This window comes from Aquabacterium sp. (assembly GCF_049274795.1).
Lineage (GTDB): Bacteria > Pseudomonadota > Gammaproteobacteria > Burkholderiales > Burkholderiaceae_C > Aquabacterium.
The window spans coordinates 74,376-87,495 of sequence record NZ_JBASTH010000088.1 but is presented as its reverse complement, the minus strand read 5'-3'; the positions used below and the strand labels follow the sequence as shown (position 1 = coordinate 87,495).

At 67.0% G+C, this 13,120-nt stretch carries 13 protein-coding genes; 7 read left to right on the top strand and 6 right to left on the bottom strand.

Annotation, left to right across the window (positions count from 1 at the left end; all coding sequences use genetic code 11):
- Positions 1-19: 19 nt before the first annotated feature.
- Together WAQ08_RS14540 and WAQ08_RS14535 are read left to right on the top strand one after the other, a co-directional pair.
- Positions 20-1,273, top strand: a complete 1,254-nt coding sequence (locus tag WAQ08_RS14540; RefSeq protein ID WP_422192389.1) for a hypothetical protein — start codon at positions 20-22, stop codon at positions 1,271-1,273.
- Positions 1,274-1,284: 11 nt separating this feature from the next.
- On the top strand, positions 1,285-1,707 hold the full coding sequence (locus WAQ08_RS14535) for a hypothetical protein (protein WP_422192388.1): 423 nt from the start codon (positions 1,285-1,287) through the stop codon (positions 1,705-1,707).
- Between the two features lie 9 nt (positions 1,708-1,716).
- On the opposite strand, the gene WAQ08_RS14530 is transcribed toward WAQ08_RS14535, so the two are convergent.
- Positions 1,717-2,955 carry an MFS transporter gene (locus WAQ08_RS14530; protein ID WP_422192387.1) on the bottom strand — a complete coding sequence of 413 codons (1,239 nt, stop codon included), beginning with the start codon at positions 2,953-2,955 and terminating at the stop codon, positions 1,717-1,719.
- Between the two features lie 67 nt (positions 2,956-3,022).
- On the opposite strand from WAQ08_RS14530, the gene WAQ08_RS14525 reads away from it, so the two are divergent.
- The 3 genes from WAQ08_RS14525 (at position 3,023) to WAQ08_RS14515 (ending at position 5,491) form a co-directional block, all read left to right on the top strand.
- Positions 3,023-4,018: a 2-hydroxyacid dehydrogenase gene (locus WAQ08_RS14525; RefSeq protein ID WP_422192386.1), complete on the top strand. Its 996-nt coding sequence runs from the start codon at positions 3,023-3,025 to the stop codon at positions 4,016-4,018.
- 83 nt (positions 4,019-4,101) lie between these two features.
- Positions 4,102-4,707 carry a DUF4142 domain-containing protein gene (locus WAQ08_RS14520; RefSeq protein WP_422192385.1) on the top strand — a complete coding sequence of 202 codons (606 nt, stop codon included), beginning with the start codon at positions 4,102-4,104 and terminating at the stop codon, positions 4,705-4,707.
- Positions 4,708-4,774: 67 nt separating this feature from the next.
- On the top strand, positions 4,775-5,491 hold the full coding sequence (locus WAQ08_RS14515; RefSeq protein WP_422192383.1) for a glutathione S-transferase: 717 nt from the start codon (positions 4,775-4,777) through the stop codon (positions 5,489-5,491).
- Between the two features lie 23 nt (positions 5,492-5,514).
- On the opposite strand, the gene WAQ08_RS14510 is transcribed toward WAQ08_RS14515, so the two are convergent.
- Positions 5,515-5,742 carry an RcnB family protein gene (locus WAQ08_RS14510; RefSeq protein ID WP_422192382.1) on the bottom strand — a complete coding sequence of 76 codons (228 nt, stop codon included), beginning with the start codon at positions 5,740-5,742 and terminating at the stop codon, positions 5,515-5,517.
- Between the two features lie 151 nt (positions 5,743-5,893).
- Between WAQ08_RS14510 and WAQ08_RS14505 the strand changes: the two genes are divergently transcribed.
- Positions 5,894-6,802: a bestrophin family protein gene (locus WAQ08_RS14505; protein WP_422192380.1), complete on the top strand. Its 909-nt coding sequence runs from the start codon at positions 5,894-5,896 to the stop codon at positions 6,800-6,802.
- A gap of 9 nt (positions 6,803-6,811) precedes the next feature.
- Here the strand turns inward: WAQ08_RS14505 and WAQ08_RS14500 are convergent, their stop codons facing one another.
- Positions 6,812-7,561 (bottom strand): sulfite exporter TauE/SafE family protein, encoded by a 750-nt coding sequence (locus tag WAQ08_RS14500; RefSeq protein ID WP_422192378.1) that lies wholly within the window; start codon positions 7,559-7,561, stop codon positions 6,812-6,814.
- A gap of 82 nt (positions 7,562-7,643) precedes the next feature.
- On the opposite strand from WAQ08_RS14500, the gene WAQ08_RS14495 reads away from it, so the two are divergent.
- Positions 7,644-8,585, top strand: coding sequence for a LysR family transcriptional regulator (locus tag WAQ08_RS14495; protein WP_422192376.1), 942 nt, complete (start codon positions 7,644-7,646; stop codon positions 8,583-8,585).
- A gap of 1,275 nt (positions 8,586-9,860) precedes the next feature.
- Here the strand turns inward: WAQ08_RS14495 and WAQ08_RS14490 are convergent.
- Genes WAQ08_RS14490 through WAQ08_RS14480 form a run of 3 tightly spaced genes read right to left on the bottom strand, consistent with a single transcriptional unit; the run spans position 9,861 to position 13,116 of the window.
- A complete protein-coding gene (locus WAQ08_RS14490; RefSeq protein WP_422192375.1) occupies positions 9,861-11,066 on the bottom strand; it encodes a thiolase family protein in 1,206 nt (401 codons plus the stop codon).
- A 44-nt stretch (positions 11,067-11,110) separates the two neighbouring features.
- A complete protein-coding gene (locus tag WAQ08_RS14485) occupies positions 11,111-11,893 on the bottom strand; it encodes an SDR family NAD(P)-dependent oxidoreductase (RefSeq protein WP_422192373.1) in 783 nt (260 codons plus the stop codon).
- 38 nt (positions 11,894-11,931) lie between these two features.
- Positions 11,932-13,116: an isovaleryl-CoA dehydrogenase gene (locus WAQ08_RS14480; protein WP_422192371.1), complete on the bottom strand. Its 1,185-nt coding sequence runs from the start codon at positions 13,114-13,116 to the stop codon at positions 11,932-11,934.
- Positions 13,117-13,120 lie beyond the last annotated feature (4 nt).

Here is a 13,120-nt window from a genome sequence, read left to right as displayed (position 1 = left end):
ATCGAGAGGAAAGATGACCATGACGGACCTACAACCCTGGAGACTGGCCACGGCCAGCCTGCTCGCGCTGGCGGCCATGGGCGCACAGGCCCAGCAGAAGATGTCCTACTCGCTGTTCGGCACCATGGGGGCGGCGGTGTCCAACAAGGACTACAAGTTTCAGCGCGCCATCGATTCGGACGGCACGCTCTCGCGCGACAGCGTGCTGGGCGCCCAGGTGGATGTGCAGTTCACGCCCGAGTGGTCCGCCACCGTGCAGGCGAAGGCGGCACCCTCGATGCGCAGGGACAGCCGCTGGGACCTGAATGCGAGCTGGGCCTTTGTCTCGTGGCGGCCCAACAATGACTGGCTGGTGCGGGCCGGCAAGCTGCGCATCCCGCTGTACCTGGCTTCGGAGAACCTGGATGTAGGCCAAAGCTACGACCTGGCCCGGCTGCCCACGGACATGTATTCCATTGCGCCCACCACCGATGTGATCGGGCTGTTCCTCACGCGCAACTGGGTGCTTGGTGATGCAGATTTGAGCCTGGATGCCTACACGGGTGGGGCGCGCGTCTGGAACCGGGTCTACACGCGAGACACTGGTGCCTTGTACAGCGAGTTCAGCACCCGGGTCAGTGGCGTGGTGCTCACGTGGCGCGGCGACGAAACCACGCTGCGCATGGGTTGGCACCATGCAGCGACGCAGCCGCGCGGTCCGAACGGCTTCAGCAGCACGGCGCGCTACAACGCCGTGATGCCTGGTGTGGGCTATTACACGCCTGAAGGCAGCCCCTCCGAGATCAGCAACGACATCATCACTGTGGGGGTGGACCAGCAACTGCCAGGGAACTGGCGTGTGATGGCAGAGGTGGGCCGCAACGTCCAGCACAAGACCGATTTCGGCGCCAACACGCTGGGTGGTTATGTGGCTGTGCTCAAGAACCTGGACCGCTGGACCCCGTATGTGATGGTCTCCGCGCTGAAGTCCGTGGGCGCGCCCAAGCGCCTGCAGGAGGCCTTGAGCCAGTCTTCCGTGCCGGCATTCATCCCTCAGGCCGATGTGATCAATGCCGGGCAGCGCATGCTGGCCGATGCCGTGCCCTTCTATGACCAGCACTCCCTGGCCCTGGGCACCTCGTTCTCGCTGTCGCCGCACAGCAAGATCAAGGCCGAATGGCTGCGCACCTGGGTGGACAAGGGGTCGATCATGATCGACTCGCCAGCGTTCGGAGCGTCGGTCTCCGACGAGACGGTGGACGTGTTCTCGCTGAGCTACAGCTTCGCATTTTAAGGAGTGCCACGATGACACGCCTTAAATTCAACCGCCTCCTGTGCGCCATGCTGCTGGCCGGTGTCACGCTGGCCCATGCGGCCGACCGCGTGGTGGTGATCGGCCACCCCACTGTGCGCAAGCTCGATGCCGCCACGCTGCAGCGCATCTTCACCGGCAAGACCATCGAGGTCGACGGTGTGCGGGTGCAGCCCGTCAATGCCGCGCCTGGCCTGCCTGTGCGCCAGCGCTTCCTGAGCCAGTACCTGCAGACCGATGAGGACCAGTACATGGGCTATTGGACGGTGCGCCGCTATGTGGGCAAGGGCACGCCGCCGCCCGAGGTCAAGCAGCCATCGGAGATGATCGAGATGGTGGGCCGAACGCCCGGTGCCATCGGCTACTTGGATGAGACCGATCTGGTGCCCGGCCTGAACGTGCTGTTGCGCAAGTAAGCTGCGCGCTCAGGCCACCCTGGCGGGCTGAGGCCCGGGCTCGACCATGTGGTCGCGGCGCGCCAGGGTCGGGAACAGGCGGAACCACAGCGCGGCCACCAGCAGTGTGCCGGTGCCGCCGAACACGACGGAGCCCACCGGCCCCATCAGGGCCGCGGTGGCGCCGGACTCGAACTCGCCCAACTGGTTGGACGCCCCGATGAAGATGGAGTTGACGGCCGACACGCGGCCGCGCATCTCGTCAGGTGTTTCCAGCTGGACCAGGGTGGAGCGCGTGACCACGCTGACGTTGTCCGCCGCGCCCGTGACGGCCAGCGCAAGCAGCGACAGCACGAAGTGCTCGGACAGGCCGAACACCACCATGGCCAGCCCGAACACGGCCACCGCGCCCATCAGCTTGGGGCCCACGTGGCGTTCCAGTGGCCAGTGCACCAGCACCAGCGACATGCACAAGGCACCCACGGCGGGTGCTGCGCGCAGCAGGCCCAGGCCCACGGGGCCGATGTGCAGGATGTCCCGCGCGTAGATGGGCAGCAGGGCCGTGGCGCCGCCCAGCAGCACCGCGAACAGGTCCAGCGAGGTGGCGCCAAGGATCAGCTTGTGCCGCCACACGAACCCCAGCCCCGCGAAGAAGGTGCCCCAGTTGGCCGCGCTCGTGGCGCGCTGGTGGGCGTAGCGCACGAACAGGGCCAGCGTGCAGGCCGCCAGCAACAGCACCATGCAGGTGGCGTAGACGGTGTTGGCCCCGGTGACGTAGAGCACCCCGCCCAGCGCCGGCCCGCCGATGATGGCGGCCTCCATGCCGCTGGAACTCAGGGCGATGGCGCGGGGCAGCAGTTCGCGTGGCACCAACTGGGGCGTGAGCGCCTGCTGCGCGGGCATCTGGAAGGCCCGGCACACACCCAGCACGATCGAGATGCCCAGGATCAGTTCCCGCGTCGTGGCGTGTTCGTGGGTGGCCACCAGCAACAGCAGGGCCATCAGCGCCTGCGTCATCATGCAGCCGGCAAAGATGCGGCCGCGGTGCACGCGGTCGGCCACATGGCCGGCGGGCAGGGTCATCACCAGCGCGGGCACGAACTGGAACAGGCCGACCAGGCCCAGATCCCAGGGGCTGGAGGTGATGTCGTACATGTGCCAAGCCACCGCCACCATCAGCATCTGGTTGGCGATGGTGCCGGCCAATCGGGCCACCCAGAAGCGAATGAACTGGCGCTGGGCGATCAGGTCGGCAAGGTGGGACAGCATGGTGCGGGCAGTGTAGCGATCGACCCCTGGTTTCGCTCGGGCAGGGGCATCCCGCTATGCTGTCCTGATGACTGCTTCAACCCCCTCCCCATCGGCCGTTTCCCCCTCTGGCAAGCCCATCGTCCTGCAGGTCGGAAGGCTGCCGCTCTGGCTTGAACAGCGTCTGAACGACGAGTTCGACATCACCTTGCTGGAGGCCCAGACCGACCGCGCGGCCTTCCTGCGCGATCAGGGTGCTCGTTTCACGGGCGTGGTCACGTCTGCCTTCGCCGGGGCCGATGCAGCGTTGATCAATGCATTGCCTTCGCTGCAGGTGATCTCCAACTTTGGCGTGGGCGTGGACCGCATCGACCTGGCGGCGGCCAAGGCGCGCGGCATCGCGGTGGGCCACACACCCGATGTGCTCAACGATTGCGTGGCGGACGTGGCCGTGGGCCTGATGCTGGATGTAGCCCGGCGCAGCATGGAGGCTGATCGCTTCGTGCGGGCAGGCAAGTGGGCCAGCGGTGGGGGCAAGAGCATCGGGCTGGGCCGCAAGGTCAGTGGGGCCAAGCTGGGCATCGTCGGCCTGGGGCGCATCGGCCAGACCATTGCCAGGCGTGTGAGCGGTTTCGACATGAGCGTGCGCTACCACTCGCGCAACCCGGTGGCCGACGTGCACTGGACCCACGAGCCCTCGCTGCTGGCACTGGCCGAATGGAGCGATTTCCTCGTGGTGATCGTGGCGGGCGGGGCAGGCACCCGCCACCTGATCGATGCGCGGGTGTTGCAGGCGCTGGGCCCACGGGGGTTTCTGGTGAATGTGGCGCGCGGCTCGGTGATCGACGAGGCGGCGCTGGTGCAGGCTCTGCAGAACGGCGTGATCGCCGGGGCCGGCCTGGATGTGTTCGACAACGAGCCCCATGTGCCCGAAGCCCTGTTTGCCCTGGACAACGTGGTGCTGCTGCCGCACATCGCCAGTGCCACCGAGGAGACCCGTGAAGCCATGGGTGACCTCACGCTGGACAACCTGCGAGGCTACTACTTCGATGGCGGGCGTTTGAAGGCGGCGATGCCTTTGTGACGATTTGACGCAGGCCGATACATGGCGGGCATGGCGTTTGCCGAGGTGCTTGCTCCTGTCAAGCAACACCGAGGAGAACGCTCATGACCCGACGCATCCGCCCCCTGACCCTGTCCGTGCTGGCCTCCCTGGCCATGGCCGGTATCGCTGTGGACGGTACTGCCGTGGCCCAGACCACCTTGCCGGCCAGCGCACCCAAGCCCGCCATCATGGCTTCGGGCGTGGCCGGCAACAGCGGCAAGCTGTCCGCCTTTGACGGCGCCTTCCTGGAGCAGGTGGCGCAAAATGGCCATGCCGAGATCGACGGTGCCAAGGCCGCGCTGGAAAAGGGCACGGACGCGCGCGTGAAGTCCTTCGCGCAGAAGCTGATCGACGACCACACCAAGGCCAACACCGAGCTGACGGCCCTGGCGTCCAGCAAGGGCGTGGAGCTGCCCAAGGCGCCTTCGATCGGGCAAAAGGCCAAGGCCAAGATCCTGTCGCTGCGCGATGGTGAAGGCTACGACAAGCACTTCGTCGAGTCCATCGGCATCAAGGCGCACGAGAGCAGCATCAAGCTGTTCAAGCGTGCCGTGGCCGAAGCCACCGATGCCGATGTGAAGGCCTTCGCCACCAAGACCCTGCCCACGCTGGAGGCGCACCTCAAGCAGGCGCACGATCTGCACGCCAGCCTGGACAAGAAGAAGTAATTCACTCAAGCTGGGTGAGCACCCCGCCCGGGGATGATCGCAGTCGAGAACCATCAAGGAGATGGCCATGAGCTATGACCTCTGGTACTGGAGCGGCATCCCCGGTCGTGGTGAGTTCGTGCGGCTGCCACTGGAGGCCGCCGGCATCCCTTACCGGGAGAAGGCCTGGCAGCGCGATGGGGACGCTGCCTTGGTCAAGGACATGGCTCGCCAGCGTGTTGATCCGCCCTTTGCGCCGCCCTACCTGGTCACCGAGGACGGCGCCGCGATCTCACAGACGGCGAACATCCTGCTCTACCTGGGCGAAAAGCACCCGCGCATCGCACCGCGCGAACTGGCTGGCCGGCACTGGGTGCACCAGTTGCAGCTCACGCTGATGGACTGGGTGGCCGAGTCGCACGACGTGCACCACCCTGTCGGCATGGACCTCTACTACGAAGACCAGAAGCCCGAAGCCGCTCGCAGGGCAGAGGGATTCCGCTCAAAGCGCCTGCCCAAGTTCCTCGACTACTTCGAACGTGTGCTGTTGCAGCGGGGCGACTGGTTGGCGGGCGGCAAGCACTGGAGCTATGCCGACTTGTCCCTTTTCCATGTGGTGGAGGGCTTGCGCTTTGCCTTCCCTCGTCGCATGGCCATGCTGGCGCCAGATTTCAAGCGGGTGTCGGCCTTGCGTGACGCGGTGCAAGCCTTGCCGGAACTGCAGGACTACCTTGCCAGCGAGCGCAGGCTGCCGTTCTCCGACGGCCTGTTCCGGCACTACCCGGAACTCGATGGCGAGGCGTGATGGAAGGCCTTGCCGGCCATCGCTCATTGAGACAGGATGATCTGGGCGATCACGCCTGTCGCGATGGCCGCCAGCACATAATCTGGGCCGGTGTGGACCCAGTGGTAGCCGCGAGGCGGCCGCTTCAGATGGTGGGCGTGCCAGTCGTTGAGCAGATGCTGACGGCTGCGCCATTCATGGGGCAGGCGGTCTCCCTTGTGGAAGCGGTGGTCGGGGCCTGCGCCACGGCCACGGTCGGGCCGGTCGCCCACGGGGCTCCGGACATCAGCTTAGCGGGTCCGCAATCACCCAGTGCATCGCAGGGCGCTTTGCCTGATTTGGTACAAAGCCATGGGCCGGTTCAGAGGGCAGGCGTACACTGCCCGCCCTGAAGGCCTGATGCAGGCCGCCAGGTTCCGCCCGATGATCGTCCGACCCCGCCCCCATTGGTTGCGCATGCTGTTCGTGTGGCGCGGCTCCATCCTGTCCGACATCGCGCCCCAGCTCATCTGCACCACGCTGCTGGCCGTGGCCGTGACCTTGCTGCACGGCCAGGTCTTCAACTGGAAGATCCCGCTGACCTTCGTGCCTTTCTCGCTGATCGGCCTCACGCTGGCCATCTTCCTGGGCTTTCGCAACAGCACCAGCTACGCGCGCTACTGGGAGGCGCGCATGCTGTGGGGCTCGCTGCTCAACGAAACACGCAGCTTGCTGCGCCAGGCGCTGACGCTGTCGGACGATCCGGCCCGGGCGCAGGGCCTGACCAGGCAGTTGATGGCCTTCGTGCACGCCCTGCGCCACCAGTTGCGTGGCACCGATGGCGATGCCGACCTGCGCCGCTTGCTGGCACCCGACGATCTGGCGCGGCTGGCCGGCACGCGCGGCAAGCCGTCGATGTTGCTGCTGATGATGGGTGAATGGCTGCGCGAGCAACGCCGTGATGGCACCCTGGCGCCGGTGCTGGTGCCGGCCATGGAGCACCACTTGGGCCGCCTGACGGAAGCCCTGGGCGGCTGCGAACGCATCGCCAGCACACCGATCCCCTTCACGTACGCGGTCATCATCCACCGCACCATTTACCTGTACTGCCTGCTGCTGCCCTTCGGCCTGGTCGACCAGATCGGCGTGATGACGCCCGTGATCGTGGCCTTCATCGCTTACACCTTCTTCGCGCTGGAGGCGCTGGGCGCCGAGATCGAAGAGCCCTTCGGCCTGGCCGCCAATGACCTGGCCCTGGATGCGATGTCGCGCAGCATCGAGAACGTGCTGCGGGAAATGATCGGTGAGCCTGCCTTGCCCGAGGCCGAGCCCCAAGGCTTCATCTTGAACTGATGCGCCTGATCAACCCGCCTTGAGCAGGTTGGCCGCCCCCAGCCCGATGAAGATCAGGAACAGGCTGCGCTGAAAGGCTGCACCGCTCAGGGTGGCGCGCAGACGGGTACCTAGCCATAGTCCGGCAAAAGCTGCGCCCAAGGCCCAGGCCGACAAGGGTGTCAGCCAAGTGCTGCCGGCCGAGGTGTCTGCCCCCAGCCCCAGACGTACTGCCAAGGCCAGCGTGGCCACCCCGAACGAGAGCCCCAGGGCCTGGACCATCTCGTCCTTGTCGAGCCGCAGGGCCTGCAGGTAGGGCACCATGGGGAGCACGAAGACCGCAGTGGCGGCCGTCACTGCCCCTGTGAGCAGGCCCGCCACGGCACCCACCCAGCGCTGCTCCGCCGACAACTGCGGCAAGGTGGGTCGCCACAGACCCCACACGCCGTAGGACACCAGGGCCACACCCAGCAGGCGGCGTGCCGTGGATTCTGACCCGCTGCCAAGGCCGGGCGCCCACAAGGTCATGGCCGCCAGGCCCAGCCACAAAGGCCACAGCCGGCGTGCCAGTGAGCGCCCATGGGGGCCATGGCACTGCGCCAGGTTGGTGGCCAGCGATGGCGCGATCAGCAGTGCCGCCGCTTGCGTGGCGGGCATCCACAGGCCCAGCAGGCTCATGGCCACCGTGGGCAGGCCCATGCCCGAGATGCCCTTGACGGCCCCTGCCAGTGTGAAGATGCAGGTGACCAGAAGCGTTTGCGAGATCGTTGCGTAATCCATGCGTGCATCTTGCGTAACGCGGCTCAGCCCGACCAGCTTGAAGCACTGTGTTTATCCTTCGCCTATTCCGAAGGATGTGCCCATGCCTGCTGCCAAAGCCCTGACCTACCGAGTCGACCCTTTCGATCTGCGTCTGTTCACCGCGGTACTGGAGCACGGCACGATCACCGCCGCAGCCCGTGCGGCGCACCTGTCGCTGGCCGCGACCAGTGCGCGCTTGAAGGCCCTGGAGGATGCGGTGGGGGCAACACTGCTGGTACGCGCCAAGGCCGGTGCCACGCCAACCGATGCAGGGCGGGCATTGGCCCGGCATGCCCACCGTGTGCTGGGGGATCTGGAGGCGCTGCATCTGGAGATGGCCTCGTTCGGCCATGGCCTGCGCGGCACCGTTCGCGTGATGGGCAACACTGCGGCCGTGGCTGAAGCCTTGCCCCCGCGCCTCGGCGCTTTCCTGGCGAAGCACCCTGATCTGGACCTGCACCTGCAGGATCTGCCCAGCGAAGCCGTGCTGGACGGCCTGCGCCGTGGTGCGGCGGATCTGGGTATCGTCGCCGACCATGTCGACCCCTCTGGGTTGAAGGTGAGGCCCTGGCTGGGCGATCAGCTGGTGGCTTTGTTGCCGCACCGCAAAGGGCGTGGCATGGCTCGGAGCAAGGCCGCGCGTACCGTGTCCTTTGCCGATCTGCTCGACGAAGAGTTCATCGGCCTGTCACCGGACAGCGGGCTCAGCCGCTTTCTGCATCGGCAGGCCAGCCTGGGCGGGCGTCTGCCGCATCACCGCGTCCGCGTGAGCACGTTGGATGCTTTGGCCCGCATCGTGGCCGATGGTGCCGGGGTAGCGGTGGTGCCGCTGAGCACGGCGCGGCGCTGGCAGGATGAGCGTGTCCGCATGCTGCCTTTGTCGGACGCCTGGTCACGCAGGCGTCTGCTGTTGTGCACCGATCCAGGCCGCCAGGCTTCGGCGGGGTGCCAGGCGCTGGTGGACTATCTGCTGCAGTCCGCTGATGAGGGAGCCTGGGCATGAGCCGATTGCCGCGCCAGTTTCGAATGCCGTTTGCACGATGACGCGATGGTCGGTCGTTGCAACTTCTTTGCCTTCGAGGTTGTTGCGGCGCATGTGGCGGCATCGCCTCGGCATCCGCAGGCATTGCACTACACGGGAAATGGGGTGTTCATGGTGGCAGGCAAGGTGATCAGTCGGCGGTCGATGTTCCGGCCTGGAATGCGCTGAGCCCCCTGGATGCACAGGGCTCGTCAACGCCGGCTGCACAGCTTGCGTTAAGGGAAAGGGGCATCCCTGAAAGGTTGACGATGCGTCTTGAGCGAGCCTTCGGTGGCATTTTGGGTCTGGCGGCCGCCGCGCTGCTGGCTGGGTGTGCCTATGAGCCGGTGAACCCCTATCCCCCTGTAGCCGACGCCGGGGTGTGGGGGGCGGCGCCCGGCGGCTACGTGGTCGAGAACGCGCCGATGGTGCAGCCGGATCCCCTGTTCATCGATGAAGGGCCGCCGCCATTGGTGGCCGAGGTCATTCCGGCGCGCCCTTATGGCCAGGTGGTGTGGGTGCCCGGTTACTGGGGCTGGCAGTCGCGCTGGGTCTGGGCGCCGGGGCGCTGGTTGCCGCCGCCTCGCCCGGGCTATGTCTGGATGAACCCGTATTACGAGCGCCGGGGTGGGGTCGTGGTGTTCGTGTCGGGGTTCTGGTGTGCGCCCCATGCCATGTTCGCGCCCCCGCCGCCGTATCTGCGACGGCCCGTGCGGAGCGCCCATGGGTTGCCGCCTGTGGGGCCGCCTGTGAGGCCCATGCCACTGCCTCGTCCGCCACAGGCGGTGCAGCCACCGCCCTCATCGTCACCGTTGCCCCCACATACGGAGCCTCGGCCTGGCCTTGGAGGGCATCCGCCGATGGGTACTGCGCCAAGGGATGCTGATAACCCTTCGCCAGGCGTGCGATGGGGCTCTTATCGCCGGCCTGGAGGGCTGACGGCACCATCGCAGCCTCCGAGCAGCGGCATGCCGGCTACCCCTGCACCTCTGCCGACGCCGGTACCCGCTCCGGCAGGCCCCGAGGCCCGAGGGGGCGACGGACGGGCTCGCCATGGTTTGATCGGCAGGTCAGTGCCTCATCGAGACAACCCACCGGCGAGCATGGTGCCTCGCGGCAAGCCTCGGCAGCAGGATGCGGAGGGTGGTCGGAGCGAGGGCTCACCGCCCTCTGAGCGGCGCTTCATGGGCCGCAACATCGAGCGACGGGGCGACCGGTAAAACGCCTGGTGCGTTGTTCAAGCCCGCTGGGCGCTGATCAACCCAGCCGTTCCAGCGCCACGGCCGTGGCCTCGCCGCCGCCAATGCACAGTGAGGCCACGCCGCGTGTGCCCCCAGTCTGTGCCAGCGCGTGCAGCAAGGTCACGATGATGCGGGCACCGGTGGCGCCGATGGGATGCCCCATGGCACAGGCGCCCCCGCGCACGTTCACGCGCTCGTCATCAAGGCCCAGTTCACGGACAGCGATCATGGGCACCACGGCGAAGGCCTCGTTGATCTCGTAGAGGTCCACATCAGCCGCTTGCCAGCCGGTGCGCGTGAACAGCTTGCGGATGGCGCCCACCGGCGCGCTCGCAAAGTCACCCGGCTCGGCGGCGTGCGTGCTGTGCGCCAGCAGCCTGGCCAGTGGCCGCCAGCCTTTGGTGATGGCAGTGCTCTCACGGCACAGCACCAAGGCGGCAGCGCCATCAGAGATGGAGGCCGAGCTGGCGGGTGTGATGGTGCCGCCATCGTCGGCGGATCGGAAGGCGGGCTTGAGTCGGCCGATCTTGTCGGGTTGGCACTGGCCGGGTGCCTCGTCCTGGTTCACGGTGCGGCTTGAGGTGCCTTTCGCTGCAGGCAAGGCAACGGGGCTGATCTCATCGTTGAAGAGGCCTTGGGTCACGGCGGCTTGCGCGCGCTGCACGGAGCGCAGTGCCCAGGCATCCTGACTGGCGCGATCAAAGCCCAGCCGCTGCGCCACGCGATCGGCGTGCACGCCCATCAGCTGACCGTCGTAAGCATCCTGCAGGCCGTCGAAGAACATGTGGTCCACCATCTGGCCGTGACCCAGCCGCTGCCCTGCGCGGGCCGATGGCAGCAGGTAGGGGGCCTGGCTCATGGATTCCATGCCGCCAGCCACCAGCACACCGGCGGTGCCCGCCAGCAGTTGGTCATGCGCCAGCATCACGGTCTTCATGGCCGAGCCGCACATCTTGCTCAGGGTGGTGGCGGGCACGCTCACAGGCAGGCCGGCGGCACGCAGGGCCTGGCGCGCCGGGGCCTGGCCCACACCGGCCATCAGGCAGTTGCCCATCAGTACTTCATCGACCATGTCGGGCGGCACGCCGGCCTGCGCTAGGGCACCGGCGATGGCCACACCGCCCAGTGCGGGGCCACTCAGCGATGAGAGCGCGCCCTGGAAGCTGCCGATGGGTGTCCGGCGCGCGCCAATGATGACGATGGGGTCGCGGTTGTCACTCATGGTCGCTCCGGTCAGTGTTGTTCGTGCGGGCAGATGCTGCCGGCTCAGCGTGGCGCCATGCGGATCGCGCCGTCCAGCCGGATCACCTCGCCGTTGAGGTACTCGTTCTCGACGATGTGGCGCACGGTGGCGGCGTACTCGGTGGGGCGGCCCAGGCGTGCCGGGTGGGGCACGCTGGCGCCGAGTGAGTCCTGCACCTCCTGCGGCAGCCCCTTGAGCATGGGGGTCTCGAAGATGCCGGGGGCGATGGTGAGCACGCGGATGCGGTCGCGGGCCAGCTCGCGCGCGGCGGGCAGGGTCATGGCGACGATGCCGCCTTTGGACGCGGCGTAGGCGCACTGGCCGATCTGGCCGTCGAAGGCGGCCACCGAGGCGGTGTTGACGATCACGCCCTGCGAGGCGCTCTTGTCGCTCGCATCATCGGTGCTGGGGCCGGAGCTGATCATGGCGGGCACGGCCAGGCGCATCATGTTGAAGCTGCCCGTCAGGTTGACCTCCAGCGTGCGCGCGAAGCTGTCCAGCCGGTGCGGGCCGTTCTTGCCGTGGATCTTTTCGGCGGGTCCGATGCCTGCGGCATTGACCAGCACGTCGAGCCGGCCGAAGCGGCTCATGGCGGTGTCCACGGCCCTCTGCGCGCTGTCGGCCTTGCTCACGTCGGTGGTGATGAACACGGCGTTCGCATCGTTGGCGAGCGGACTGTCGGCCGGAGGCTCGCGCAGGTCGGCAATGACGACGCGTGCGCCGGCCTGCAAGGCGGCCAATGCGGTGGCGGCGCCAAGGCCGGAGCTGCCGCCGGTGATGAGGAAGACGCTGTTCTGGATCTTCATGGGGATGTTTTCTGTTTTGGTTTGATCGATGGGATGGCTCAGGCCGTTTCGGCAAACAGCTCGCGGCCGATCAGCATGCGACGGATCTCGGAGGTGCCTGCGCCGATCTCGTAGAGCTTGGCGTCGCGCCACAGGCGGCCCAGCGGGTAGTCGTTGATGTAGCCGTTGCCGCCGAAGATCTGCACGCCTTCGCCGGCCATCCAGGTGGCTTTCTCGGCCGTCCATAGGATCAGCGCGGCGCAGTCCTTGCGGACATGACGCGCGTGCGCGGGGCCCATGGCATCAAGGTTCTTGGCCACGGTGTAGGCGAAGGCACGTGCGGCCTGCTGAACCGTGTACATGTCGGCCAGCTTGCCCTGCAGCAACTGGAACTCGCCGATGGCCTGGCCGAACTGCTTGCGATCGTGCACATAGGGAACCACGTTGTCCATCACGGCCTGCATGATGCCCAGCGGACCGCCCGACAGCACGGCACGCTCGTAGTCCAGGCCGCTCATCAGCACCTTGGCGCCGTTGCCTTCACCGCCCAGGATGTTCTCGGCCGGCACCTCGCAATCCTCGAAGAACAGCGGGTAGGTGTTGGAGCCGCGCATGCCCAGCTTGTCCAGGTGCTGGCCCTTGCTGAAACCCTTGAAGCCTTTTTCGATGATGAAGGCGGTCATGCCCTTGGCGCCGGCCTCGGGCTCGGTCTTGGCGTAGACGACCAGGGTGTCGGCATCACCGCCGTTGGTGATCCACATCTTGCTGCCGTTGAGCACGTAGCGGTCGCCCTTCTTGTCGGCGCGCAGCTTCATGCTGATCACGTCGGAGCCGGCATTGGGCTCGCTCATGGCCAGCGCGCCCACGTGCTCGCCGTTGACCAGCTTGGGCAGGTACTTGCGCTTCTGTGCCTCGGTGCCGTTGCGGTGGATCTGGTTGACGGCCAGGTTGGAGTGCGCGCCGTAGCTCAGGCCCACGGAGGCGCTGGCGCGGCTGACTTCTTCCATGGCCACCATGTGGGCGGTGTAGCCCAGGTTGGTGCCGCCGTACTCCTCGGACACGGTCAGGCCGTGCAGGCCCAGGTCGCCCAGCTTTTTCCACACGTCGGCTGGGAAGAAGTTGTCGCGGTCGATGGCGGCGGCACGCGGCGCGATCTCGCGCTCGGCGAAGGTGCGTACAGCATCGCGCAGCGCATCGATGTCGTCGCCGAGCATGTGGTTCAGGCCGGGCAGGGTGGCGCTCATGGTG

Bases quoted from the DNA above. Each gene is read 5' to 3' on its own strand.
- WAQ08_RS14485 (WP_422192373.1), bottom strand. From the start codon at position 11,893: ATGAAGATCCAGAACAGCGTCTTCCTCATCACCGGCGGCAGCTCCGGC.
- WAQ08_RS14490 (WP_422192375.1), bottom strand. From the start codon at position 11,066: ATGAGTGACAACCGCGACCCCATCGTCATCATTGGCGCGCGCCGGACA.
- WAQ08_RS14535 (WP_422192388.1), top strand. From the start codon at position 1,285: ATGACACGCCTTAAATTCAACCGCCTCCTGTGCGCCATGCTGCTGGCC.
- WAQ08_RS14515 (WP_422192383.1), top strand. From the start codon at position 4,775: ATGAGCTATGACCTCTGGTACTGGAGCGGCATCCCCGGTCGTGGTGAG.
- WAQ08_RS14500 (WP_422192378.1), bottom strand. From the start codon at position 7,561: ATGGATTACGCAACGATCTCGCAAACGCTTCTGGTCACCTGCATCTTC.
- WAQ08_RS14520 (WP_422192385.1), top strand. From the start codon at position 4,102: ATGACCCGACGCATCCGCCCCCTGACCCTGTCCGTGCTGGCCTCCCTG.
- WAQ08_RS14480 (WP_422192371.1), bottom strand. From the start codon at position 13,116: ATGAGCGCCACCCTGCCCGGCCTGAACCACATGCTCGGCGACGACATC.
- WAQ08_RS14540 (WP_422192389.1), top strand. From the start codon at position 20: ATGACGGACCTACAACCCTGGAGACTGGCCACGGCCAGCCTGCTCGCG.
- WAQ08_RS14495 (WP_422192376.1), top strand. From the start codon at position 7,644: ATGCCTGCTGCCAAAGCCCTGACCTACCGAGTCGACCCTTTCGATCTG.
- WAQ08_RS14505 (WP_422192380.1), top strand. From the start codon at position 5,894: ATGATCGTCCGACCCCGCCCCCATTGGTTGCGCATGCTGTTCGTGTGG.
- WAQ08_RS14530 (WP_422192387.1), bottom strand. From the start codon at position 2,955: ATGCTGTCCCACCTTGCCGACCTGATCGCCCAGCGCCAGTTCATTCGC.
- WAQ08_RS14525 (WP_422192386.1), top strand. From the start codon at position 3,023: ATGACTGCTTCAACCCCCTCCCCATCGGCCGTTTCCCCCTCTGGCAAG.